22 protein-coding genes and 1 pseudogene are annotated in these 25,183 nt (G+C 67.2%); 17 read left to right on the forward strand and 6 right to left on the reverse strand.

Annotated features, from left to right (window positions below):
• Position 1: 1 nt before the first annotated feature.
• The 14 genes and pseudogenes from mobA (at position 2) to ACJH71_RS13485 (ending at position 16,282) form a co-directional block, all read left to right on the forward strand.
• Positions 2-574 carry a molybdenum cofactor guanylyltransferase gene (gene mobA / locus ACJH71_RS13420; protein WP_406758503.1) on the forward strand — a complete coding sequence of 191 codons (573 nt, stop codon included), beginning with the start codon at positions 2-4 and terminating at the stop codon, positions 572-574.
• Positions 575-1,508: 934 nt separating this feature from the next.
• Positions 1,509-1,742: pseudogene (locus tag ACJH71_RS13425) on the forward strand (transglycosylase family protein); the annotation flags it as partial.
• Positions 1,743-1,836: 94 nt separating this feature from the next.
• Positions 1,837-3,093 carry a saccharopine dehydrogenase family protein gene (locus ACJH71_RS13430; protein ID WP_406758504.1) on the forward strand — a complete coding sequence of 419 codons (1,257 nt, stop codon included), beginning with the start codon at positions 1,837-1,839 and terminating at the stop codon, positions 3,091-3,093.
• 99 nt (positions 3,094-3,192) lie between these two features.
• Positions 3,193-3,774: a DUF937 domain-containing protein gene (locus ACJH71_RS13435; RefSeq protein WP_406758505.1), complete on the forward strand. Its 582-nt coding sequence runs from the start codon at positions 3,193-3,195 to the stop codon at positions 3,772-3,774.
• Positions 3,775-3,895: 121 nt separating this feature from the next.
• Positions 3,896-6,535: a valine--tRNA ligase gene (locus tag ACJH71_RS13440; protein WP_406758506.1), complete on the forward strand. Its 2,640-nt coding sequence runs from the start codon at positions 3,896-3,898 to the stop codon at positions 6,533-6,535.
• Positions 6,532-7,947: a bifunctional tetrahydrofolate synthase/dihydrofolate synthase gene (folC, locus tag ACJH71_RS13445; protein WP_406758507.1), complete on the forward strand. Its 1,416-nt coding sequence runs from the start codon at positions 6,532-6,534 to the stop codon at positions 7,945-7,947. The genes ACJH71_RS13440 and folC overlap by 4 nt, the downstream gene beginning before the upstream one ends.
• Positions 7,944-8,294 (forward strand): DUF4233 domain-containing protein, encoded by a 351-nt coding sequence (locus tag ACJH71_RS13450; RefSeq protein ID WP_406758508.1) that lies wholly within the window; start codon positions 7,944-7,946, stop codon positions 8,292-8,294. The genes folC and ACJH71_RS13450 overlap by 4 nt, the downstream gene beginning before the upstream one ends.
• 85 nt (positions 8,295-8,379) lie before the next feature.
• A complete protein-coding gene (gene ndk, locus ACJH71_RS13455; RefSeq protein WP_406758509.1) occupies positions 8,380-8,826 on the forward strand; it encodes a nucleoside-diphosphate kinase in 447 nt (148 codons plus the stop codon).
• A 297-nt stretch (positions 8,827-9,123) separates the two neighbouring features.
• Positions 9,124-12,048: an Rne/Rng family ribonuclease gene (locus ACJH71_RS13460; protein ID WP_406758510.1), complete on the forward strand. Its 2,925-nt coding sequence runs from the start codon at positions 9,124-9,126 to the stop codon at positions 12,046-12,048.
• A gap of 152 nt (positions 12,049-12,200) precedes the next feature.
• On the forward strand, positions 12,201-12,512 hold the full coding sequence (gene rplU, locus ACJH71_RS13465; protein ID WP_024440773.1) for a 50S ribosomal protein L21: 312 nt from the start codon (positions 12,201-12,203) through the stop codon (positions 12,510-12,512).
• Positions 12,513-12,529: 17 nt separating this feature from the next.
• Positions 12,530-12,790: a 50S ribosomal protein L27 gene (rpmA, locus tag ACJH71_RS13470; RefSeq protein WP_024440772.1), complete on the forward strand. Its 261-nt coding sequence runs from the start codon at positions 12,530-12,532 to the stop codon at positions 12,788-12,790.
• Between the two features lie 48 nt (positions 12,791-12,838).
• Positions 12,839-14,284, forward strand: coding sequence for a GTPase ObgE (gene obgE / locus ACJH71_RS13475; RefSeq protein WP_406758511.1), 1,446 nt, complete (start codon positions 12,839-12,841; stop codon positions 14,282-14,284).
• Positions 14,281-15,387, forward strand: coding sequence for a glutamate 5-kinase (gene proB, locus ACJH71_RS13480; RefSeq protein WP_406758512.1), 1,107 nt, complete (start codon positions 14,281-14,283; stop codon positions 15,385-15,387). The genes obgE and proB overlap by 4 nt, the downstream gene beginning before the upstream one ends.
• A gap of 127 nt (positions 15,388-15,514) precedes the next feature.
• On the forward strand, positions 15,515-16,282 hold the full coding sequence (locus ACJH71_RS13485) for a PE-PPE domain-containing protein (RefSeq protein WP_406758513.1): 768 nt from the start codon (positions 15,515-15,517) through the stop codon (positions 16,280-16,282).
• On the opposite strand, the gene ACJH71_RS13490 is transcribed toward ACJH71_RS13485, so the two are convergent.
• Positions 16,263-16,898, reverse strand: a complete 636-nt coding sequence (locus tag ACJH71_RS13490) for a TetR/AcrR family transcriptional regulator (protein WP_406758514.1) — start codon at positions 16,896-16,898, stop codon at positions 16,263-16,265. The two genes, ACJH71_RS13485 and ACJH71_RS13490, sit on opposite strands and share 20 nt — an antisense overlap.
• A gap of 105 nt (positions 16,899-17,003) precedes the next feature.
• Here ACJH71_RS13490 and ACJH71_RS13495 point away from each other — a divergent pair, with 105 nt between their 5' ends.
• On the forward strand, positions 17,004-18,263 hold the full coding sequence (locus ACJH71_RS13495; RefSeq protein WP_406758515.1) for a cytochrome P450: 1,260 nt from the start codon (positions 17,004-17,006) through the stop codon (positions 18,261-18,263).
• Between the two features lie 25 nt (positions 18,264-18,288).
• Here ACJH71_RS13495 and ACJH71_RS13500 read toward each other — a convergent pair whose 3' ends face one another.
• The 4 genes from ACJH71_RS13500 to ACJH71_RS13515 all read right to left on the reverse strand — a co-directional run bounded on the left by ACJH71_RS13500 (position 18,289) and on the right by ACJH71_RS13515 (position 21,685).
• Positions 18,289-18,774, reverse strand: coding sequence for a hypothetical protein (locus ACJH71_RS13500; RefSeq protein ID WP_406758516.1), 486 nt, complete (start codon positions 18,772-18,774; stop codon positions 18,289-18,291).
• Positions 18,775-18,978: 204 nt separating this feature from the next.
• Positions 18,979-20,241 (reverse strand): MFS transporter, encoded by a 1,263-nt coding sequence (locus ACJH71_RS13505; RefSeq protein ID WP_406758517.1) that lies wholly within the window; start codon positions 20,239-20,241, stop codon positions 18,979-18,981.
• A 48-nt stretch (positions 20,242-20,289) separates the two neighbouring features.
• Positions 20,290-21,141 carry an NAD-dependent protein deacetylase gene (locus tag ACJH71_RS13510; protein WP_406758518.1) on the reverse strand — a complete coding sequence of 284 codons (852 nt, stop codon included), beginning with the start codon at positions 21,139-21,141 and terminating at the stop codon, positions 20,290-20,292.
• Positions 21,142-21,145: 4 nt separating this feature from the next.
• Positions 21,146-21,685, reverse strand: coding sequence for a cysteine hydrolase family protein (locus ACJH71_RS13515; protein WP_406758519.1), 540 nt, complete (start codon positions 21,683-21,685; stop codon positions 21,146-21,148).
• A 56-nt stretch (positions 21,686-21,741) separates the two neighbouring features.
• Between ACJH71_RS13515 and ACJH71_RS13520 the strand changes: the two genes are divergently transcribed.
• Entirely contained in the window at positions 21,742-23,796 is a 2,055-nt protein-coding gene (locus tag ACJH71_RS13520; protein WP_406758520.1) for an NAD(+) synthase, read from the forward strand.
• Between the two features lie 104 nt (positions 23,797-23,900).
• Positions 23,901-24,296 carry a tautomerase family protein gene (locus ACJH71_RS13525; RefSeq protein WP_406758521.1) on the forward strand — a complete coding sequence of 132 codons (396 nt, stop codon included), beginning with the start codon at positions 23,901-23,903 and terminating at the stop codon, positions 24,294-24,296.
• On the opposite strand, the gene ACJH71_RS13530 is transcribed toward ACJH71_RS13525, so the two are convergent.
• On the reverse strand, positions 24,280-25,149 hold the full coding sequence (locus ACJH71_RS13530; protein ID WP_406758522.1) for a ribokinase: 870 nt from the start codon (positions 25,147-25,149) through the stop codon (positions 24,280-24,282). The two genes, ACJH71_RS13525 and ACJH71_RS13530, sit on opposite strands and share 17 nt — an antisense overlap.
• Between the last annotated feature and the right edge of the window lie 34 nt (positions 25,150-25,183).

The raw sequence follows: 25,183 nt of genomic DNA on the forward strand, positions 1-25,183 counted from the left end.
CATGACTGCCGGTCGGTTGGCCGGTGTCGTGCTGGCCGGCGGCGCATCGCGTCGGATGGGCCGCGATAAGGCCACTCTGACCGTGCCGGGTCGGTTCGCCGGTCTGACCCTGGTGGAACACCTGGTCTCGGTGCTGGCGCAGCGCTGCGATCCCGTCTTCGTGGTAGCTGCCCAGGGCCAGGAGTTGCCCGATCTTGCTGCGCAGGTGCTGCGCGACGAAGTGCCCGGGCTGGGTCCGTTGCCCGCTATTGGGCTGGGGTTGCGAGCGGCGGCACAGGACGGCGCTCGACGCGCCTTCGTCTGCGCGGTCGACATGCCTTTTCTGACAACGGAATTGATCGATGCGGTCGCTGCTGTCACTGCTGACGTCGTGTTGCCGCACGCCGACCGGGACCACTATCTGGCCGGGGTGTATCGCACCACCTTGGCCGACACCGTCGATGCCTTGGTCGCTGCCGGCGAACGTCGAGTGGGCGCGCTGATCGACGTGGCCGACGTCCGGCGGATCGTGCTGGCCGACGCGTCACCGCTGGCCAATCTCAACTCTCCTGATGATGTCACCGGCTTGCGCTGAGTCGCGCATCAGCAAATGTGATTGTGGGCCGTAAATAAGGCATCAAACTACGTGCATGAATGGTGAAATAAATCATCGTATTATCTGCGCGAGATGCAACAAATATTGGCGTGACGCGGAATTAGCGGCGAGATCGCCTGGCTGCCGGTAGCCGGAAGCGTTTGGGGCGCAAGGCAATTGGATTAAGGCTCGCGGCGCACTGGGCGCCGAGTCCGGCTGGGGCGCGAAGCCGTTTGTGCATGCCCAATTACGTGTGGATTCCGGCCGGCGCGGATCTATCGCCTGCGTACGGGCGTTTGGTCCCGCCCCGGCCCGATGACCTGCGACGAGTGGGGTAGATGATGCTGCTGGGGCTCCTGTAACGGGCCATTTTCGGCGCGGCCAGCGCTGGAACGACGTCAAATCGCGCCATTTCCAGTGGTCCAGCCCACAAAAAGCTGGTGATCTGACTCACGCTCGGCAATGTGTGCTGTGACGTCGACGGATCGCCCAATTCTGGCGCTGACCTGCTATAACCATTCTTGACGGCGGCGTGATGGTTTCGTTATCTGCCCGAAATATTCGCGTCATGCGGTTGGACTTGTCGTATGAACGTTTCGTAAGTTTCCCCTCGCCCTAATGCAAGGCAAACAAATTGAATCGACGGAACCGCGTGTGAGCGGGGCCGCGGGCGGCCCCTCGAACGCCTCCGCGGTGCCGGGTGCCATCCCGGCGGGCGATCTGCCCCCTGCTGTCGTGCCTGACCTAGACGGCACGTCTCGAAGAACACTCCCGCCTGAAGACCAGGCATGCCGGCCCACTGCCGTGGGCGCACTTCGGAGCGCGCACTGCGAAAGGAAGCATGTTGAAGAACGTCCGCAAGCCCCTCACCCTGGCCGCGATCGCCGGCGCCCTGATCACCGGCGCCGTCGCCCTGTCCGACGCCACCGCCAAGGCGGACAGCGTCAACTGGGACGCCATCGCGGCCTGCGAGTCGGGCGGCAACTGGTCGATCAACACCGGCAACGGCTACTACGGCGGACTGCAGTTCAACGCCGGCACCTGGCGTGCCAACGGCGGCAGCGGCATGCCGCACAACGCGAGCCGTGCCGAGCAGATCCGGGTTGCCGAGAACGTTCTGCGCAGCCAGGGCATCGGTGCCTGGCCGGTGTGCGGCCGTCGCGGCTGAACATCCCTCTAGCGCTAGCGACGACGGCGCCGGGCGAGCAGCCCGGCGCCGTCGCCGTCGGTACAGGATCCGGCCGGCGAGTAGCGTCGGACGCGTGCCTGACACGCCTCGCGAGCTCGACATCATCCTCTACGGAGCCACCGGTTTCGCAGGGAAGCTGACCGCCCAGTACCTGGCTCGCGCCGGCGGCGCCGCCCGGATTGGGTTGGCCGGCCGCTCGGCGGAGCGGTTGCGCCAGGTCCGCGACGAACTCGGATCGCCAGCTCAGGACTGGCCGATCGTGCTGGCCGACGCCGATAAACCCACAACCCTGGACGCGATGGCGGCCCGCGCCCGAGTGGTGATCACCACCGTCGGCCCCTACACCCGTTATGGAATGCCCCTGGTCGCGGCCTGTGCCGCGGCGGGCACCGACTACGTCGACCTCACCGGCGAAGCGCTGTTCGTGCGGGAGAGCATCGACCGACACCACAAGCAGGCCGCCGACAACCGGGCCCGCATCGTGCATGCCTGCGGATTCGACTCCCTTCCGTCGGACATGAGCGTGTATGCCCTGTATCGGGCGGCGCGCGACGACGGCACCGGCGACCTGCTCGACACCGACTACGTTGTGCGAGGTTTCTCCGCCGGGGTGTCCGGAGGGACGCTGGCCTCGATGATCGAGGTTCTGAGCGCCGCGGCCAACGACCCGGAGGCCCGGCGGCAGCTGTTTGATCCCCACACGCTCAGCTCCGATCGGTCCGCCGAACCGCGATTGGGCCCCGAGCCGGACCTGTCCTGGCGGCGGGGCCAAGACATCGCGCCGGAACTGGACGGAATCTGGACCGCCGGCTTCGCGATGGCGCCCGTCAACACCCGCATCGTGCGGCGCAGCAACGGACTGCTGGACTGGGCCTACGGTCGGCGGTTCCGCTACGCCGAGCACATGAGCGTCGGCTCGTCGGCCGCGGCGCCGGTGCTGTCTGGACTGGCGACCGGGATAGGCAAGGTGACCTTCGCGGTCGGCGGCCACCTCTTGCGGCTGGTGCCGGATGGACTGTTGGAGCGGGTGTTGCCCAAACCAGGCACCGGCCCGAGCCGCAGCCGCCGCGAGAACGGCTACTACCGCATCGAGACCTACACGACTACCAGTAGCGGAGCCCGCTACCGGGCGGACATGGCGCAGCGCGGCGACCCCGGCTACCAGGCCACCTCGGTGCTGCTGGGCGAGAGCGCCCTGGCGCTGGCGCTGGACCGCGACGCCCTGCCCGACCACTACGGTGTGCTCACCCCGGCAGCCGCGATGGGCGATGTGCTGCTGACCAGACTGCCCGCGGCGGGAGTGACGCTAGAGGTATCCCGGCTGCGCTGATCGGGGCTCAAATTGCTCGGTGCCGGCCACTGATCTTTCCGCTAATGTCGTTTTCGACCGCTGCCGCAAGCAGCACCCAGCAACGAAGGTGGAATCATCATGGCCGGCCTCGACGATCTCTTCGCTCAGATCCCCATCCAGGACATCGCCAACCAGCTTGGCGCCGACTCGGGTGAAGTGGACAGCACCATTCGTACCCTGGTGCCGGTGCTGGTCGGCGGGTTGAGCCAGAACGCCCAAGACCCCGGTCAGGCCGACAGCATCGTCAACACCGCCGCCACCTTCGCGGCCCAGGGACTGCTGGACAACGCGTTGGGCGCCAGCCAGTCCGAAGGCCAGCAGGTGATCTCCACCATCTTCGGCGGCAACGACACCAGCCAGGTTGCCTCGGCGCTGTCGGGTGCCGGCGCGGGCAACAACGACCTGCTGCAGAAGCTGCTGCCGATCATCGCGCCGATCGTGCTCGCCTACATCGGCAAGCAACTGACCGGCCAGAAGTCCGAGCCGGCCCAGCAGCAGGCCTCCGGCGGCGGCCTCGGTGACGTCCTGGGCAGCATCCTGGGTGGTGCAGCCGGCGGTGGCGGTAACAAGTCGATGGGCAGCATCCTGGGCAACGCGCTGGGCGGCAAGACCGGGGAGGCGATCGGCGGAATCCTCGGCGGGCTGCTCGGCAAGAAGTAGCCCACAGCAGTCATAGCCAAAGCCCCCGGATCAGACCTGATCCGGGGGCTTTTCGGCAGTGTCACCTCCCTCGGACACCTCCCTGCGGGGATCACCTGGCCATCCTTCCTAGAATTGACCGGTGACTGACACTCCCAACGCCGCCAACACCGATCACCTGCCCAAGTCATGGGAGCCGGGTGCGGTAGAGGACGCGATCTACCAGCGTTGGGTGGATGCCGGCTACTTCACCGCCGATCCCACCAGCGAAAAGCCCGGCTACTCGATCGTGCTGCCCCCGCCGAACGTCACCGGCAGCCTGCACATGGGGCATGCGCTCGACCACACCCTGATGGACGTGTTGACCCGTCGCAAGCGGATGCAGGGCTACGAGGTGTTGTGGCTGCCCGGCATGGACCACGCCGGCATCGCCACCCAGAGCGTGGTGGAACGCCAGCTGGCCGCCGACGGTAAGACCAAGGAAGACTTCGGCCGCGAACAGTTCATCGAGAAGGTGTGGGACTGGAAGCGGGAGTCCGGCGGCACCATCGGCGCCCAGATGCGCCGGCTCGGCGACGGTGTGGACTGGAGTCGCGAACGGTTCACCATGGACGAGGGGCTGTCGCGGGCGGTCCGCACCATCTTCAAGCGGCTCTACGACGCGGGTCTGATCTACCAGGCTGAACGACTGGTCAACTGGTCGCCCGTGCTGGAGACCGCGATCAGCGACCTCGAGGTCAAGTACGAAGACATCGAGGGTGAGCTGGTGTCGTTCCGGTACGGCTCGCTCGATGACGCCGAACCCCACATCGTGGTGGCCACCACCCGACTGGAGACCATGCTCGGTGACACCGCGATCGCGGTGCATCCCGACGACGACCGCTACCGCGACCTGGTGGGCAGTTCATTGCCGCACCCGTTCTCCGACCGTCAGATCGTGGTGGTGGCCGACGCCCACGTCGACCCCGAATTCGGCACCGGCGCGGTGAAAGTCACCCCCGCCCATGACCCCAACGACTTCGAGATCGGTCTGCGACACCAGCTGGACATGCCGACGATCCTGGACAAACGCGCCCGGATCACCGGCACCGGAACACAGTTCGACGGCATGGACCGCTTCGAGGCGCGCGTCGCGGTGCGCGAAGCGCTGGCCGCCCAAGGCCGCATCGTCGCCGAGAAGCGGCCCTACCTGCACAGCGTCGGGCATTCCGAGCGCAGCGGCGAAGTCATCGAACCGCGGCTGTCCATGCAGTGGTGGGTAGACGTCTCCTCGTTGGCCAAGGCCGCCGGTGACGCGGTCCGAGACGGCGACACGGTCATCCATCCGAAGAGCCTGGAGCCGCGCTGGTTCGCCTGGGTCGACGACATGCACGACTGGTGCATCTCGCGGCAGCTGTGGTGGGGGCACCGCATTCCCATCTGGCACGGGCCCAACGGCGAGAAGGTCTGCGTCGGCCCGGATGAGACCCCGCCGCAGGGCTGGGAGCAGGACCCCGACGTGCTGGACACCTGGTTCTCCTCGGCGTTGTGGCCGTTCTCCACGATGGGCTGGCCGGACGCCACGCCGGAGCTGGAGAAGTTCTATCCGACCAGCGTTTTGGTGACCGGCTACGACATCTTGTTCTTCTGGGTGGCCCGGATGATGATGTTCGGCACCTTCGTCGGTGGCGACGCTGCGCTGCCCGACGCCCATGTTCCGTTCCGCAACGTGTTCCTGCACGGCCTGATCCGCGACGAACACGGCCGCAAGATGAGCAAATCGCGTGGCAACGGGATCGACCCGCTGGACTGGGTCGAGACGTTCGGCGCCGACGCGCTGCGGTTCACCCTGGCGCGCGGCGCCAGCCCCGGCAGTGACCTGTCGATCGGTGAGGACCATGCCCGCGCGTCGCGCAACTTCGTCACCAAACTGTTCAACGCGACCAGGTTCGCGCTGATGAACGGCGCCTCGCCGGCGCCGCTGCCGGCGCTCGATGAGCTGACCGACGCGGACCGCTGGATTCTGGGGCGGTTGGAAGAGGTTCGTGCCGAGGTGGATTCGGCGTTCGAAGGCTACGAGTTCGGTCGGGCCTGCGAGGCGCTGTATCACTTCGCCTGGGACGAGTTCTGTGACTGGTACGTCGAGCTGGCCAAGACCCAGCTGGGACAGGGCCTTACGCACACCACAGCCGTGCTCGCCGCGGTGCTGGACAACCTTCTGCGGCTATTGCACCCGGTGATCCCGTTCGTCACCGAAACCCTGTGGCAGGAGCTCACCGGTGCGGAGTCGCTGGTGATCGCGGACTGGCCGGCGTCCTCGGGCATCGCACTCGACCAGGTTGCTGCGCAACGGATTACCGACATGCAGAAGTTGGTGACCGAGGTGCGTCGGTTCCGCAGCGACCAGGGCCTGCGTGACCGGCAGAAGGTCCCGGCCCGGCTGACCGGTATCGACGACGCCGACCTGGCCACCCAGGTGGCAGCGGTGGCCTCCCAGGCTTGGCTGACCGAGCCCGGGGACGACTTCACGCCGTCGGCCACCGTCGAGGTGCGGCTGCAGCACGGCACCGTCGTCGTCGAACTGGACACCTCCGGCACCGTCGACGTCGAAGCCGAGCGTCGGCGGCTGGAGAAGGATCTGGCCACCGCGCGCAAGGAACTCGAGGCCACTTCGGCCAAGCTTGGCAATGAGGCATTCCTGGGCAAGGCGCCCGAAGCGGTGGTCGACAAGATCCGGGGCCGCCAGCAGCTGGCCAGCGACGAAGTGGAGCGGATCACGGCACGCCTGGCAGGCCTGGCGTGACCGATCAACCGATCGGCACCACAGAGCCCACCCCGGACGAGATTGCGGCGCTGCTGCAGGTCGAGCACCTTCTTGATCAGCGGTGGGGCGAGACCAAGATCGAACCGAGCCTGACCCGGATCAACGCCCTGCTCGAGCTGCTCGGTTCGCCGCAGCGCACCTACCCGTCCATCCACGTCGCCGGCACCAACGGCAAGACCTCGGTGGTGCGGATGATCGATGCGTTGCTGACGGCGTTTTCTCGCCGTACCGGACGCACCACCAGCCCGCACCTGCAGTCGGCGGTCGAGCGCATTGCGATCGACGGCCAGCCGATCAGCCCGGGCCGGTATGTGGAGACCTACGCCGAGATCGAGCCCTTCGTGCAGATGGTCGACGCGTCCTCGCAGGCTGATGGGGGACCGGCGATGAGCAAGTTCGAGGTGCTCACCGGGATGGCGTTCGCGGCCTTCGCCGACGCTCCGGTCGATGTCGCCGTGGTGGAAGTCGGCATGGGCGGCCGCTGGGATGCCACCAACGTCGTCCAGGCTCCGGTCGCCGTCATCACCCCGATCGGTATCGACCACGTCGACTATCTCGGCGACGACATCGCCGGGATCGCCGCGGAGAAGGCCGGCATCATCCATCGCTCGTCGGACGAACTGACCGACACCGTGGCGGTGATCGCCCGCCAGGCGCCCGAGGCGATGGAGGTGTTGCTGGCGCAGTCCGTGCGCACCGATGCGGCGGTGGCACGGGAGAACTCGGAGTTCGCGGTGCGCAGCCGCCAGCTCGCGGTCGGCGGGCAGGTGCTGGAACTTCAGGGCCTGGGCGGGGTGTACTCCGACCTCTTTCTGCCGCTGCACGGCGAGCATCAGGCCCACAATGCGGTGCTGGCGCTGGCGGCGGTCGAGGCGTTCTTCGGGGCCGGCGCCGACCGGCAGCTCGATGTCGACACCGTTCGGGCGGGCTTCGCCGCGGTGCGCAGCCCCGGCCGGCTGGAGCGGATGCGCAGCTCGCCCACGGTGTTCATCGACGCCGCGCACAACCCAGCCGGAGCCGCCGTGCTGGCCCAGGCCCTGGCCGAAGATTTCGACTTCCGATACCTGGTCGGTGTCGTCAGCGTGCTGGGCGACAAGGACGTCGACGGCATCCTGGCGGCGCTGGAACCGGCATTCGACCGAATTGTGGTGACCCATAACGGTTCTCCGCGTGCACTGGACGTTGAAACGCTGACCGTGGCGGCAGCGCGGTGGTTCGGTGACGACCGGGTGGTCACCACCGAAACGTTGGAGGACGCGATCGACACCGCTACGGCGCTGGTCGATGAATTCGACTCCGAGGGCGAAGCCTCCGGGGCTGGCATCGTGATCACCGGGTCGGTGGTCACCGCCGGCGCTGCTCGCTCTCTGTTCGGGAAGGACCCGGCATGACCCAACAGTCAGACGCTCCCGATCCTTGGCGAGGCTTTCGCGGCGTGATGGCCGCGACGCTGATACTCGAAGCCATCACGGTGCTGCTGGCTCTGCCGGTGGTCAGCGTCGTCGGGGGAGGTCTGACACCGTTCTCGCTGGCGTACCTGCTCGGCCTGGCATTGGTGCTGCTGCTGTTCGCCGGTATCCAGGGCCGCAGCTGGGCGATCTGGGCCAATCTGGCGCTGCAACTGGTGCTGGTGGCCGGATTCGTGATTTACCCCGGCGTGGGCATCATGGGCCTGGTGTTCACCGCGGTGTGGGCACTGATCGCTTATTTCCGTGCTGTGGTCTTGCGACGCTCGTGACGGATCCGGTCGCCGGGCCGGTACGCTATCGCCCGTGCCGCTGGCGATGACGCAGGGCGGAACGATGGGACAGGAGCGGCGCTGCATGACTGAGCGGACTTTGGTACTGATCAAGCCGGACGGCGTGAACCGTCGACTGGTGGGCGAGATCATCAACCGCATCGAGAAGAAGGGCCTGACGCTGGCGGCCCTGGAACTGCGGCCGGTGCAGCAGGCCGTGGCCCGGCAGCACTACGCCGAGCACGACGGCAAGGCGTTCTTCGCTTCGCTGCTGGACTTCATCACCTCAGGCCCCGTGGTCGCCGCCGTGGTGGAAGGACCGCGCGCGATCGAGGCGTTCCGGCAGCTCGCCGGTGGCACCGACCCGGTGGCCAAGGCCACCCCTGGCACCATCCGTGGCGATTTCGGTCTGGAGACCCAGTTCAACTTGGTGCACGGCTCGGACTCGCCGGAGTCGGCCGAGCGGGAGATCGCGCTGTGGTTCCCCGACCTGAAGCCGTCGGCGTCGGCCACTCCGATGACCCTGGCCTGACGCCGGAAGTTAGTGCCTTTCGTCCGGCTCCTGTGGATTGTGTGGGATACTGACTAACGGGTGAACGTCACCGGACCGGTGTCCGACACCCGAATGAAGACTTCGGCGAGTGCGACGGTCGCGATATGTGATGCGGCGCCGATCGCCGGTTCTCATTCAGCCAGGCACCGAGTCGGTTCAACCCGAGCCCCTCGGAGCGAGACCACCACAAGCCCGGGTAAGTGAGCCGGGCCCATAACGAGAAGTCCTCGCGTGGCCGCGTCGCAACGACGCGCCCGGGGGCTTGAGGAGACGTACGTGTCAGACCCCTCTCTATTTAAAGGCCCCGATTCAGACGCTTCAGCAGCGCCGCATGAACACGAGGAGTTGCCCGATCGACTGCGGGTGCACTCGCTGGCGCGGGTTCTGGGCACCACCAGCAGGCGGGTCCTGGAAGCGCTGACCGAGCTGGACGGCCGGACGCGCAGCGCCCATTCCAGCGTGGACCGTGTCGAGGCGGTGCGAGTCCGCGACCTGCTCGAGTCGGTCGCCGCACCCGCTGTGGGCGGGTTGTTCCAGGAGGCCGGCGAAGCCGAGGGGACCGGCGAGGTCCCTGACGAGCCCGAGTCCCGGCTGCTGCTGGAGACGGCCCCGGAGCCGGTCGCCGCGCGCGCTGACTACATGCCGTTGTTCGTGGCGCCGCAGCCGGTCGCCTTCGAGCGCCCGGTGCCTCGTGTCGCCGACGCCGATGCCGACGATGACGATGACGACGACGACCTCGGCGGCGCCGACGCCGACGCCGACGCCGACGACGAGAACGGGGACCGGCCGGCCAACCGGCGTCGGCGCCGCGGTCGCCGCGGCCGTGGTCGGGGTCGCGGGTCCGAGGGGGCGACAGCCGAGGACTCCGACGACGAGACCGAGGACGATGACTCGGCCGCGGAATCGGAGGAGGCCGGGGACGCCGAGGACGCCGCTGACGAGGAGGGCGGTTCGGCTGAGGACGCGGGCAACCGTCGCCGTCGCCGCCGCCGCCGGCGCAAGGCCGGGGCGGGCGAGGAAGAGGACGCCGCGTCGTCGGACGACCCGCCCAACACGGTCGTGCACGAACGGGCGCCGCGCGCCAAGACCAGCCGGTCCGCCAAGAGCGACCGGGGCACCGGCGACGACGAGATCCAGGGCATCACCGGGTCGACTCGGCTGGAGGCCAAGCGGCAGCGTCGCCGTGACGGCCGAGACGCCGGACGCCGCCGCCCGCCGATCCTGAGCGAGGCCGAGTTCCTGGCCCGCCGCGAGGCCGTCGAACGCCGGATGGTGGTCCGCGACCGGGTCCGGACCGAGCCGCCGCATCAGGGCGCCCGCTACACCCAGATCGCCGTGCTGGAAGACGGCGTGATGGTCGAACACTTCGTGACGTCTGCCGCATCGACCTCACTGGTGGGCAACGTCTACTTGGGCGTTGTCCAGAACGTGCTGCCGTCGATGGAGGCCGCCTTCGTCGACATCGGCCGGGGCCGCAACGGTGTGCTCTACGCGGGTGAGGTGAACTGGGAAGCCGCCGGGCTCGGCGGTGCCAACCGAAAGATCGAGCAGGCGCTCAAACCCGGCGACTACGTCGTCGTGCAGGTCAGCAAGGACCCCATTGGGCACAAGGGTGCCCGCCTGACCACCCAGGTTTCGCTGGCCGGCCGCTACTTGGTCTACGTCCCGGGCGCGTCGTCGACCGGGATCAGCCGCAAGCTGCCCGACACCGAACGTCAGCGGCTCAAGGAGATCCTGCGTGAGGTGGTGCCCGCCGACGCCGGCGTGATCATTCGCACCGCATCGGAGGGCGTCAAGGAATCCGACATCCGCTCCGATGTCGAACGGCTCCAGGAACGCTGGACCCAGATCGAGGCCACCGCGGCCGAGACCAAGGGGAAGGCGGCCGGTGCCGCGGTCGCGCTCTATGAAGAGCCCGACGTGCTGGTCAAGGTGATCCGCGACCTGTTCAACGAGGACTTCTCCGAGTTGGTGGTCTCCGGTGACGACGCGTGGGCCACGATCAACGAGTACGTGGGCTCGGTGGCGCCCGAGTTGGTGTCGAAGCTGACCCGCTACTCCGCGCCCACCGGCCCGGAGGGCCAGGCCGGTCCGGACGTATTCGCCGTGCACCGCATCGACGAACAGCTGGCCAAGGCGCTGGACCGCAAGGTCTGGTTGCCCTCGGGCGGCACGCTGGTGATCGACCGGACCGAGGCGATGACGGTGGTCGACGTCAACACCGGCAAGTTCACCGGCTCGGGGGGCAACCTCGAGGAGACGGTGACCAAGAACAACTTGGAGGCCGCCGAGGAGATCGTGCGGCAGCTGCGCCTTCGTGACATCGGCGGCATCATCGTCATCGACTTCATCGACATGGTGCTGGAGTCCAACCGGGACCTGGTGCTGCGCCGACTGACCGAGGCGCTGGGCCGCGACCGAACCCGCCATCAGGTTTCGGAGGTGACCTCGCTGGGGCTGGTGCAGCTGACCCGCAAGCGCCTGGGCACGGGGCTGATCGAGGCGTTCTCGACGTCATGTCAGCACTGCGCCGGACGCGGAATCGTGCTGCACGCCGACCCGGTGGACTCCGCTGCGCCGGGGCGAAAGTCCGAATCGGGCGGCAGCAGCACCAGCAGCAGCCGCCGCAGCAAGCGCGCGAAGAAGCCGAAGGTCGACGAACCGCCGGTCACCAAGGTTCCGGTGCATACGCCAGGCGACCACCCGATGTTCAAGGCGATGGCCGCGGCCAGCGATCGTCACGAGGATGAGTCCGACGACGAGACCGCGCCCGACACCGATGAGCTGTTGGTGAACCTCGCCGAGCAGGGCACCGAAGGTGTCGACGAGGTCGAGGGCGCCGACGAGGTCGCTCAGGACGACCTGGAGTCCGACGCGGCCGACGAGGACCTCGCTGAGGCTGAAGACGACGACGCCGACGACGCCGACGATGAAGACGAAGACGCCGAAGACGACGCCGACGACGAAGACGCCGACGATGACGACGAAGACGCCGACGAAGTCGATCTCGACGACGATGACGACGAGGACTTCGACGACGACCTCGATGTCATCGATGAGTCGGACGAGTCGGACGAGTCTGATGAGGACGAAGACTCCGAGGATTCCGAGGACTTTGACGAGCCGGAGGTGCCGGTTGTGGTGGTCGAGCGTCCGCGTCGTCGGCGTGCGGCGGCCCGACCTGCCGGACCTCCGATCTAAGGTCGTGCCGGTTTGACCCCTTAGCCGCTGGTCACGTACCCTTGACCAGTTGTCGCCAGGCGGGAATAACCACAGCTCGGCGGACAGAACCCCAGACACCTGCGCAAGTCCCGATGGCGTGCGCGCCCGAGAAGCAGAGGTAGAAACCAACGATGGCGACGTACGCAATCGTCAAAACCGGCGGCAAGCAGTACAAGGTTGCCGTTGGTGACGTGCTCAAGGTTGAGAAGATCGAGTCCGAGCCGGGATCGTCGGTCTCGCTGCCGGTCGCGCTGGTCGTGGACGGTGCCACCGTCACCACCGACGCCGCCAAGCTGGCGAAGGTCGCGGTCACCGGCGAGATCCTGGAGCACACCAAGGGCCCCAAGATCCGCATCCACAAGTTCAAGAACAAGACCGGCTACCACAAGCGGCAGGGTCACCGTCAGCAGCTGACCGTGCTCAAGGTCACCGGAATCAAGTAGCAGCAGGAGGCAGCGAGATGGCACACAAAAAGGGCGCTTCCAGCTCACGTAACGGGCGCGACTCAAACGCCCAGCGACTCGGCGTCAAGCGGTTCGGCGGCCAGGTCGTCAAGGCCGGCGAGATCCTGGTCCGCCAGCGCGGCACTCACTTCCACCCCGGCGTCAACGTCGGGCGCGGCGGCGACGACACCCTGTTCGCCACGGCACCCGGTGCCGTCGAATTCGGCGTGAAGCGTGGCCGCAAGTTGATCAACATCGTGCCTGTCGCCCGCGACTAGTCGCTGGCGTAACTGGGCGCCTTCGGGCGCCGGATAGGTAGTAACGCCATGTCCCGGTTCGTCGACCGCGTTGTCATCCATGTGCGGGCCGGCGACGGGGGCAACGGCTGCGCCTCGATTCACCGGGAGAAGTTCAAGCCGCTCGGTGGGCCCGACGGTGGTAACGGCGGCCGCGGCGGCAGCGTCGTGCTGGTCGTCGACCCCCAGGTGCACACCCTGCTGGACTTTCACTTTCGGCCGCACATCGACGCGGCGTCCGGCAAGCAGGGCCAGGGCAACAACAAGGACGGCGCTTTCGGCGCGGACCTGGAGATCAAAGTTCCCGACGGCACTGTCGTGCTCGACGAGCACGGGCGGTTGCTGGCCGACCTGGTGGGCACGGGTGCCCGCTTCGAGGCAGCCGCCGGCGGGCGAGGCGGGCTGGGCAACGCGGCCCTGGTGTCGCGCGCCCGAAAGGCGCCCGGCTTCGCGTTGCTGGGGGAGAAGGGAGAGTCCCGCGACCTCACGCTGGAACTCAAGACCGTTGCCGACGTCGGGCTGATCGGATTCCCGTCCGCGGGCAAATCCGCTCTGGTGTCGGTGATCTCGGCAGCCAAACCCAAGATCGCCGACTATCCGTTCACCACGCTGGCGCCGAACCTGGGCGTGGTCTCGGCCGGCGAGCACACCTTCACCGCGGCAGATGTGCCCGGCCTCATCCCGGGCGCCTCGGCCGGGCGTGGACTGGGTCTGGACTTTCTGCGGCACATCGAACGCTGCGCGGTGCTGGTTCACATCGTGGACTGTGCGACCGCCGAGCCGGGTCGTGACCCGCTCTCCGACATCGAAGCGATCGAAGCCGAACTGGCCGCCTATACCCCCACCATGCAAGGGGATTCGACGCTGGGCGACCTGGTCGACCGGCCGCGGGCCGTGGTGCTCAACAAGATCGACGTGCCCGAGGCGCTGGAGATGGCCGAATTCGTCCGTGACGACATCGCGGCCGAGCGCGGCTGGCCGGTGTTCATGGTCTCGACGGTCAGCCGTGCCGGCTTGCGGCCCTTGACATTCGCGCTGGCCGAGATGGTGTCGGCGTACCGCGCGGCGCAGCCGGAGCCGGTCGCGCGCCGCCCGGTGATCCGGCCCGTGCGTGCGGGCGATACCGGGTTCACCGTGGAATCCGACGGCGAGGGCGGTTTTCTGGTGCGGGGTACCCAACCCGAGCGCTGGGTGCATCAGACCAACTTCGACAACGACGAGGCGGTCGGCTACCTGGGCGACCGGCTGGCCCGACTCGGGGTCGAGGACGAGCTGCTGAAGCGGGGCGCCAAACCGGGTTGCGCGGTGACCATCGGGGAGATGACCTTCGACTGGGAGCCGGCTACGCAGGCCGGGGTGGACATCACGCTGTCCGGCCGCGGCACCGACACCCGGCTGGAGCGCAGCGACCGAGTGGGTGCCGCCGAGCGCAAGGTGGCACGCAAGCAGCGCCGAGAGCATTCGGAGGACGAGTGACCGGCAGTGGTGCGCGCGAAGCGATTCGCACCGCGCGCACCGTCGTGGTCAAGATCGGCACCACCGCACTGACCACCGAGTCCGGCATGTTCGACGCGGCGCGGCTGGCCGGGCTGGCCGAGGCGATCGAGGCCCGAATGAAGGCCGGCTCGGACGTGACGATCGTGTCCTCGGGGGCCATCGCCGCGGGCCTGGAGCCGCTCGGATTGTCCAAGCGGCCAAGCGATCTGGCCACCAAACAAGCCGCCGCCAGTGTGGGCCAGGTGGCGCTGGTCAACGCGTGGAGTGCCGCCTTCGGCCGGTTCGGCCGCACGGTGGGGCAGGTGTTGCTGACCGCACAGGACGTGTCGATGCGGGTGTCGCATACCAACGCCGCCCGCACCCTGGACCGGCTGCGCGCGCTGCACGCGGTGGCGATCGTCAACGAGAACGACACGGTGGCCACCAGCGAGATCCGGTTCGGCGACAACGACCGGCTCTCTGCGCTGGTGGCGCATCTGGTGGGCGCCGACGCGCTGGTGCTGCTCTCCGACATCGACGGTCTCTACGACTCCGATCCGCGCAAGGGCCCGGCCCGTCTGGTCCCCGAGGTGTCCGGACCGGATGACCTCGCCGATGTGGTTGCCAGCGAGGGCAGTCACCTGGGCACCGGCGGCATGGTGTCCAAGCTGTCGTCGGCACTGCTGGCCGCCGATGCGGGAGTGCCGGTGTTGTTGGCCGCCGCCAGCGCGGCAGCATCCGCCCTCTCGGATGCATCGGTAGGCACCGTCTTCGCACCCCGGGCGCAACGGTTGTCGGCGCGCAAATTCTGGGTGCGCCACGCCGCCGACGCGGCCGGGATGCTGACGCTGGACGCCGGGGCCGTCGAGGCGGTGCTGGCTCGCCGTCGCTCCCTGCTGCCGGCCGGGATCACCGCGGTCTCGGGCAGGTTCTACGGCGGCGATGTGGTCGAACTTTGTGGCCCGGATGGATCGGTGGTGGCCCGCGGCGTGGTCGGCTACGACGCCGCGGAGCTGGACGCCATGATCGGTCATTCCACCGCTGAGCTGGCCCCGGATGCGCGTCGGCCGGTCGTGCACGCCGACGACCTGGTCGCGGTGTAGTCCCTTCCCACCCCGGTCCTTCCCGCGAATCCTTCCCGCGAGCGTGCGTGTTTGCCCAGCGACACGCCGGTCAGGGGCGTACAACTACGCACGTTGGGTTGTCGATGCCAGCGATAGGGGTTGGTAGATGTCCACGGTGTTCACCATCGACGGGGCGGGCTGGAGTGGGTTTCTGCGGTTCATGTGCCGGGGCGCGGTCACCAAGGGCAAGACCGTCGAAAACGTCAAGTATCCCAACACCTACTTCGACGGACTGCGCTATGTCCCGGCGGTCGCCGCGGTGCAGCGCGGTGCGCAAGCCCTCGACGACATGCTGACCGCCCACTTCAACGCCTCTCCCAATGCCGACGACGTACTCGTCTACGCCGTGAGCATGGGGGCGCAGGTCGCCTGTAAATGGTTGCGCGAGAGGGGGCCGACCTCATCGGTCCCCACCGACAGGGTGTCGTTTCTGCTAGTGGCCAATCCCGAGCAGCCGTTCCACGGCATCTATCGGGCCGACCCGAAGCTGGTCACGTTCATGAAGCTGCCCGACTACGGCGGCGTCGGCGTACCGGCGGACACCCGGTTCGCGGTGACGGACCTGTGTCGCCAATACGACGGCATGGCCGACTTTCCCAACCTGCCCGCGGCAGACGTCGACTCGCTGGCCGTCAGAAACGCTCTGCTGGGCCTGGTCCTGGTCCACAACAACTACTTTCGGCTCGACATCAACAGTGCCGCGAACGTCCGCGTCCGCCGCGGCAACATCACCTTCGTCTTGTCCCCAACCCGGGTTCCTCCGGCCTCTGGCCTGTCTGCGCTGTTTCCTGCCCGGTTGAAGCGGCGGCGTCAGAAGATCGAGAGCTCCTATGATCGCTCGGCGTGGACCGGCCCTACTTCTCCGTTGGCTTGAGATATAGGGCACCCCAAACGATTTCAGTCAGTGCAGTGGCGAGCTCGGAATCGTAGTCCGCGTCGCGGACCGGCAGGTTCTGCTGGCATACCCGCTCCACCATCCAGGTGAGCGCACTCGCGGTGGCGGCCACGGGCAACTCGCGGCGAATGGAGCCGTCGGCCTGGCCGTCTTCGATGACCTGGGCCACCCGGCCCGAGATTCCGGTCAGCAGATCCCGGTAGGTGGCGCCCACCAGCGGGTCGTAGCCGGCCATCTCACTGAGTGCGATCAGCAGCGGTTGATGCCGTCGATAGTTGGCGATGATCGAGGCCATCGCGGCGCTGACATCGTCGGGATCGCGGCGCTGCGCCACGCCCCACCAACGCTCGGCCCCCGAAGCCAGATCGCCGAACACCTGGCCGGCGAGCCGGCGCAGCAGATGGCCTTTGTCTTCGAAGTAGATGTAGAAGCTGGCGCGTGAGATGCCGGCCTCGGTGGCGAGTCGGTCCACGCTGAGCTCGGTGAAGCTGGCGCCGGCGCTCATCAGCCGCTCGGTGGCGTCGAGGAGGCGGCGTTCGATCTCCTCGCGCCGCTCCTGGCGGCTGGTGGGGGGCTTGCGGGTCACAGAAGCCACGGTGGTCAGCGTAACGGCAAGCCCGACGTCTTGACTAGACACTATGTCTAGACCTAGTGTCGGCTCGAGCCCGGTGTGACCGGGGCCATACGCCAAGGGGGTCTCGTGACTGCACCATCCGCCGCGCTGCGCAGCTATGACCCGGTCGACCTGTCCTCCCGTGCGTTCTGGTCCGGCACCGCCGCGGAGCGGGAGCGCTCGTTCGCAATGCTGCGCGCCGAGCGTCCGGTGAGCTGGCATCCGCCGGTGCAAGACGCCATGCTCAACGATCCCGACGACCCGGGATATTGGGCAGTCACCTGCCACGCCGACATCGTCGAGGTCAGCCGCACCAACGAGGTGTTCCTATCCGGAAAGGGCGTGCAGTTCGAGAACATCCCCGCGGAGATGCTGGAGACCACGCAGTCTTTCTTGGCCATGGATCCGCCCCGGCACACCAAACTGCGCAAGCTGGCTACCGCGGCGTTCACTCCCCGGCAGATTCGGCGCATCGAGGACTCGATCAAGGCCAGCGCCAAGGCGATCGTCGACGAACTCAAGGCGGCCGGCAGTGGAGCCGACTTTGTCGAGTACTGCTCCAAGGAACTGCCGCTGCGCACGCTGGCCGACATGGTGGGCGTGCCGGATTCCGAGCGCGCACGGGTGGCCCATGCCGCCGATGCGCTGGTGTCGACTAACGACTCGGTGTTCCTCGCCGGGCGCGACCCACTGGCGGTGATGGGCGAGAACATCATGTACCTGCATCAGGTCGCCGGCGCGCTGGCGGCGCAGCGCCGCGACACTCCCGGTGATGACCTGTTCAGCAGCCTGGTCAACGCCGAGGTCGACGGTGACCGGCTCACGGATGCCGAGGTGTCCGCCTACTTCGTGCTGCTCGCGGTGGCGGGCAACGACACCACCCGCCAGACCGCCAGTCATGCCCTGCGAGCGCTCACCGACTTCCCCGACCAGCGCGCTTGGCTATTGGAGGATTTCGACCGCCGCATCGGGACCGCGGTAGAGGAGTTCATTCGCTACGCCACACCGGTGATGACCTTCCGGCGCACCGCCGCGACCGATTACGAACTCGGCGGCCAGACCATTCGCGCCGGCGACAAGGTGGCGATGTTCTACGCATCCGGCAACTGGGATGACACCGTATTCAACGATCCGGACCGCTTGGACCTGAGCCGCGATCCGAATCCGCACCTGGGCTTCGGCGGCGGTGGGCAGCACTACTGCCTGGGAACCCATGTGGCCCGGGCACAGTTGCGCGCCCTCTTCGGTGAGTTACTCCATCGGTTGCCGCGCATCGAGGCCGGCGAACCGGAGTACCTGGCGGGCAGCTTCATTCACGGCATCCGCGCCATGTCTTGCACGTTCTGACGGTGGTGCCGGGCTCTCCCGGCCCCTACAGGCTCGGAGTGATGCCCGCGAGATCTGCCAGCAATTGCGCGAATCCGTCGCCCGATTCCAATGCCGTCCCGCCGGCGTCAACGGCGGGGAATTCGAACAAGGTCAGCGGCGGCAGGCCATAAATGCTCAGCACGTCTTTCACGCCCGCCGAGTCGCTGAGGTAGGTGTTGGTCAATCCGTTCAGCAGGGTGAATGCGTCAGCGAACCCTAGGACGGGATCGTTCAGGGAATAATTCGTGATCACCGGAGCCCCTGCGAGTCCGCCGACCGCGGGAATGATCGGCAACAAGATAAACGCATCTGCAACGGTTCCGACGTGCGGATACGCCGGGCCGTCGAGGGTGGCGGTGACGACGTCATGAAAATCGCTGTACAGGTACGGGACACTGGAAGATGTGTGGTCGACTGTGTACCACAGATCAGTCCCGGGGATGGTCGGAAGTCCCGGCGCCGCGTAGTAGTACGGGAACACCGGCGACACCGGGTCAAGATAGGGCCAGGCATCGTCGATGGCGTCTGCGGATGCGGCCGGGCCGGCGGCAAACGCGGCACCCAGTGCGACTCCCAAGCCGGCTCCGAGAAATCCCCCGCGAAGGATGCTTGTCCGACGACGACGCATCATTAGCCCCCCGGCCAATTAAATACGGCTAATTTTTACGAAAAATACCTCTTATTGAAAATGTTGTCAAGCAGGCTCCGCCGCTTCACGAAGGGATGCCGTCGCGCCTGGACCGAAGTGCCGGCCGGTGGCGTCCTTGCCGATCGCGGTCAGCACGATGACCGCGATCAGCGTCGGCACCAGCGTCACGACCAGGGCGTACGGGTATCCGTGGGCGGCCGCCAAGTGCTCCTGGATCGGAAGGTTGAACGCGGCGAAGAGATTGCCCAGCTGATAGGTCACGCCCGGATAGAAGCCGCGGATCGCATCCGGTGACATCTCGGTCAGGTGGGCCGGGATCACGCCCCAGGCACCCTGCACACAGATCTGAATCAGGAACGAGCCCAGGCACAGCATGCCCGCGGTGTGTGACAACGCGAACAGGGGCACGATCGGCAAACCCATCACCGCGGCCCAGATGATCGCGTAGCGCCGGCCCAGCCGCTGTGACAGCGAACCGAAGATCAGCCCGCCGATGATCCCGCCGATGTTGTAGATCACCGCGATCCACTTGGCCGTGACATGGGACAGGCCCGCGCCGTCGGGAGAGGTCAGAAATGTCGGGTAGATGTCGTGGGTGCCGTGGCTCATCCAGTTGAACGCCGTCATCAGCAGCACCAGGTAGCAGAATCGGCGGATCACCTTGGCGTCGGTGAAGACATCGCGGATCCTGGTGCGGGTCAGCTGCATCCGATCCTGGGTGGCCTGCCAAACTTCGGACTCTGTCACCCGGTAGCGGATCAACAGGCTGACCATGGCCGGCAGTATCGAAAGCCCGAACAGCCAGCGCCAGGACAACCCCAGTAAGTCGTTCACCAGTAGCGAGGCCACGGTGGCGGCCAGGTAGCCGAACAGATAGCCCTCCTGCAGCAGGCCGGAGAAGAACCCGCGCCGCTCGGCTGGAATCTTCTCCATGGCCAGCGCCGCGCCCAACCCCCATTCGCCACCCATCCCGATCCCGTACAGCAGACGCAGAATCACCAGCACGGTGAAGGTGGGGGCGAAAGCGCACAGGAACCCCACCGTCGAGTAGAACACCACGTTCACCATGAGTGGTATTCGTCTGCCGACCCGGTCGGCCCACAGGCCGAACAGCAGCGCCCCGAGCGGGCGCATCACCAGCGTGGCCGTGGTCAGGAACGCGACTTCGGTCTTGGTATGGCCGAAGGTCTTGGCGATGTCGGCATAGACGAACACCACGATGAAGTAGTCGAAGGCATCCATCGACCAGCCCAACACGGCGGCGAGGAACGAGTTGCGCTGGTCGGGCGTGAGCCGCTGCTTTGTCACCGGAGCATCGTGCAGGATTCGCGGCGATTGCGTGCCGCTACTGATGGATTACCGCGACGAAATTTCGCAGGCCAGCTCCGAAGCCAGCAACGCCAGCGTCGGCGAACAACCGCCGTCGATCCTGACGTCGGCCAACTCATCGCCGCGGGTGGGCCCGCGGTTGACGATCCCGACCGGGACACCGCGTGCGGCGGCGTGGCGAACGAACCGGTAGCCGGAGAACACCGTCAGCGACGAACCCGCCACCAGCAACGCCTCTGCGTCATCGACCATCGAATAGGCTTGAGCGACGCGTTCTTTGGGGACGCTTTCGCCGAAATAGACGATGTCGGGCTTGAGGATTCCGCCGCAATGCCGGCAGTCGACGAAGCGGAATGACGCGGTATCGGTGACGACGGCGTCCGCATCGGGCGCCACGGCGATGCCGCCGAGCTTTCCAGCCCGGTCGGTGAACCCCGGGTTGAGCTCCTCCAACTGCTCGGCGAGCGACGCTCGGCTCATCGTCTGCCCGCAGGACAAGCAGATCACCGTCGCGTAGCTACCGTGCAGATCCACCACGCGCCGGCTCCCTGCTTTGGTGTGCAGCAGATCGACGTTCTGGGTGATCACCCCGGTCACCACGCCGGATTCTTCCAACGCGGCCAGTGCCACGTGCCCGAGGTTGGGCGCGGTGGCGGCCATGTGGCGCCAGCCGATGTGGTTGCGAGCCCAGTACCGCTGCCGAAACACCCGGTCGCCGGTGAACTGGGCGATGGTCATCGGGTTGCTCGGTGGGGAGTCCGGGCCGCGATAGTCCGGAATGCCCGAATCGGTAGAGATACCGGCGCCGGTGAGCACCGCGACCCGTCGGCCCGCCAGCAGCGTCAGCAGGTCGCAGACCGTCGGCTCGGTTCCGCCCATCCGGCTAGCGTAGGCACTTCTCGGCCGTCGACTGCTCAGCAGCCATGTTGCGGGACATCATCTCCAGCGCGGCGGCGCCCAGTTCCGGGTCGATGTGGGCGACGGCGTCGATCGGTATCACCACCGGTAGGTGCCGAACGTAGGCGTCCAGCGCGGTGTAGAGGATGCATTGCTCGGTGACCTGCCCGGTCAGGATCAACCGGCGGGTCCCGAGCCGGCCGAGCAGATATTCCAGCGGAGTCGCGTAGAAGGCGCTGTGTCGCACCTTGGTCATCAACCGATCGCCGGCTACCGGGACGATCGGCTGAACCAGCTCGGGTCTGGCACCCTCCAGTGCCGAGGCGACGATCTGGGCGAATCCAGCGGTGAAGTCGCCGTAGTTGTCGTTGACGTAGATCAGGTCGACATCTTCGGCGTCCCGGCTGCGTTCGACCAGGTCGGCGAGTGGTTCGACGATCTGCGCGACGTTGCCGGCCAGTTGTTTCGCGTCGGCGTGGCGGTAGGCGTTGAGCATGTCGACGACGACCACCGCGGTATCGGTCATGCCCTGGTGATACCCGAAAGCTGCACGTTGACACAGTCCAGGCGACAATGGGGGCAATGGAGCATTCTGGGGACTTCTACAACGCTTACCGGCATGGGTTCGCACGGGTTGCCGCCTGCACGCACCGTACGACGCTCGCCGACCCGGCCGCCAACGCCGAGTCGGTGCTGCAGCTGGCGCGCGAATGCCACCACGACGGTGTCGTGCTGGCCGTCTTTCCCGAACTCACCCTGTCGGGATACTCCATTGACGACATCGTCCAGCAGGACAGCCTGCTCGGTGCCGTCGAAGCGGCCCTGCTCGACGTGGTCGCGGCGTCGACGGAACTGTTGCCGGTCCTGGTGGTGGGGGCGCCACTGCGTTACGGGCACCGCGTCTACAACACCGCGGTGGTCATCCACCGCGGGCGCATCCTCGGGGTCGCGCCGAAGTCCTACCTGCCCACCTACCGGGAGTTCTACGAGGGCCGCCAGCTGGCTGCCGGCGCCGGCGAACACGGACTCATTCGGCTGGGCGGGGTGGAGATCCCGTTCGGGCCAGACCTGCTGTTCGCCGCGACCGATCTGCCCGGGTTCGTGCTGCACGCCGAGGTGTGCGAGGACATGTTCGTGCCGGTGCCGCCCAGTGCCCAGGCCGCCCTGGCCGGTGCGACGGTGCTGGCGAACCTGTCCGGCAGTCCGATCACCGTCGGACGCGCCGAGGACCGCTGCCTGTTGGCCCGGTCGGCCTCGGCGCGCTGCCTGGCCGCTTACGTCTATGCCGCCGCGGGAGAGGGGGAGTCGACCACCGACCTCGCCTGGGACGGCCAGACCATGATCTGGGAGAACGGCACCCTGCTCGCCGAAAGCGAACGGTTCCCCAACGGCCCCCGCCGATCGGTCGCCGACGTCGACCTCGGGCTGCTGCGCTCTGAGCGCTTGCGCATGGGCACCTTCGACGACAACCGCCGCCACCAGCGGGATGCGGTGCAGGCGTTCCGGCGGGTGGAGTTCGCTCTGGACCCCCCGGCCGGGGACATCGGCCTGCGGCGGGTGGTCGAACGATTCCCGTTCGTGCCGTCGAATCCGCAGCGACTGCAACAGGACTGCTACGAGGCCTACAACATTCAGGTCTCTGGTCTGGAGCAGCGACTGCGCGCGTTGAACTGTCCCAAGGTGGTCATTGGGGTGTCGGGCGGACTGGATTCGACGCACGCCCTGATCGTCGCCGCTCGGGCGATGGACCGGGAGAACCGACCGCGCAGTGACATTCTGGCGTTCACCATGCCCGGCTTTGCCACCGGCGAGCGCACCAAGGCCAATGCCGCTGCACTGAGCAAGGCGTTGGGGGTGACGTTCGCCGAGATCGACATCCGCGAGACCGCGAAACTGATGCTGTCCGAGCTCGGGCACCCGTTCGCCCGCGGTGAAGCCGTCTACGACGTCACGTTCGAGAACGTGCAGGCCGGTCTGCGCACCGACTATCTGTTCCGGATCGCCAACCAGAACGGCGGGATCGTGCTGGGCACCGGTGACCTGTCCGAGCTGGCGCTGGGCTGGTCCACCTACGGGGTGGGCGACCAGATGTCGCACTACAACGTCAACGGTGGCGTTCCCAAAACCCTGATCCAGCACCTGATCCGGTGGGTGATCAACTCCGGGGAGTTCGATTCCGACGTGTGCGCGGTACTGGCCTCAGTGCTCAACACCGAGATCAGCCCGGAACTGGTGCCGGCGGCTGACGGCGAAGAGATTCAGCGCAGCGAGGACAAGGTGGGCCCGTACTCGCTGCAGGACTTCGCGCTGTTCCAGGCGTTGCGGTACGGATTCACCCCCGCCAAGACCGCATTCTTGGCCTGGCACGCCTGGCATGACGTGGAAGCGGGTTCCTGGCCTCCCGGATATCCGGCGGACAAACGGCAGGCCTATTCGCTGGCAGACATCCGGCACTGGCTGAAAGTCTTTGTGCAGCGGTTCTATTCGTTCAGTCAGTTCAAGCGTTCAGCGTTGCCGAACGGACCGAAGGTATCCCACGGCGGTTCGCTGTCGCCGCGGGGTGAATGGCGGGCCCCGTCGGACATGTCGGCGCGGATCTGGCTCGACGAGATCGAACGGGAGATTCCGCAGGGGTAGGGAGGGGCGCCGAGGATGGCCTCACCAGCGTGCGGGTCAAGGACTTCGGGACCATCCAGTGGGTGCGGGCCAACCGGCGCTGACCATCTGGCAGGGTGGGAATCATGCCCACCGTCCTGATCGAGGTCCGTCGCCGCTACGAGCCGGCCGAGGAAGTCGCAATCATCGACGCGGTCCACGGCGCGCTGGTGACCGCTTTCCAGATCCCTGTCAAGGACAAGAACGTGCGATTGGTTGTCCACGAACCGCACCGGTTCGCGGTTCCGGCGCAGCTCGCGAAGCCCGAGTACCGCACGCTGGTCTCGATCGACTGCTTCTCGGGCCGGTCTCTGGAGGCCAAGCGGCTGCTTTATTCAGGGATTGTCGAAAGCCTTGCTGCGCTGGGTATTCCCGCTGACCACGTCATGATCACCCTGCACGAGGTGGATCGGGACAATTGGGGGATCCGCGGCGGGCAGGCCGCGTCCGACGTCGACTTGGGTTTCAACGTCGGGGTCTGAACGCCTCCAGGGCTGCCCTGATCGCCTCCGCGCTGGGGGCGCAGTCCCCAGCGCCGGCTACCAGCGTTGCCAGCGCCCCTGCCACACAGGCTCGTCGCAGTGCGTGTTCGACGCCGCCGGCCCATCCGGTCGCCAGCACACCGGCGAAGACGTCGCCCGCGCCCGTGCTGTCCAGGGCCTGCACCACCGGTGCCGGCACGCTAAGGGTGCTACCGGCACCGTGATAGCGGGCACCACGGGCACCAAGGGTGACCACCCGGTGCGGCACCTCGTGATCGAACCGCGCGGCTTCGGATTCGTTGACCACTGCCACGTCTATCAGTTCGATGAGCCCGGCCAGTTCGGACAGGTCGGTGGCGGGCGGCGACACGTTGAGGATCACCGTGGCCCCGCTCGCGTGGGCCAGCCGTGCCGCCGCGGTGGCCACCGGGATCGGAATCTCCAGCTGCATCAGTAGCACGTCGCAGTCGGCGATCGGGTCACGCTGGCCGGAATCCAGCGCCCACGCGCCGTTGGCGCCGGGGGCCACCACGATGGTGTTCTCCCCGGACGGGTCCACCGTGATGACCGCCGAGCCGCTGGGCCCGGGCATCGTCGTCAGGCCGTCGGTCCCGACACCGTTGCCCTGTAGGTGCCGGCGCAGCCGCAGTCCGGCGTCGTCGTCACCGACTGCGCCGACGAACTGCACCCGTGCTCCCGCTCGTGCCGCGGCCACCGCCTGGTTTGCGCCCTTTCCGCCGGGGTGGGTTCCGCGCGCCGCGGCCAGCACCGTCTCGCCCGGGGCGGGCAAGGTGGCGACGTTGAACACGGTGTCGAGGTTCACGCTGCCCACTACGCACACCCGCGTCGCCATGCGATCCAGCTTCGCATTCACGACCGCGGAATGT

Source organism: Mycobacterium sp. SMC-15 (genome assembly GCF_045310925.1).
Lineage (GTDB): Bacteria > Actinomycetota > Actinomycetes > Mycobacteriales > Mycobacteriaceae > Mycobacterium.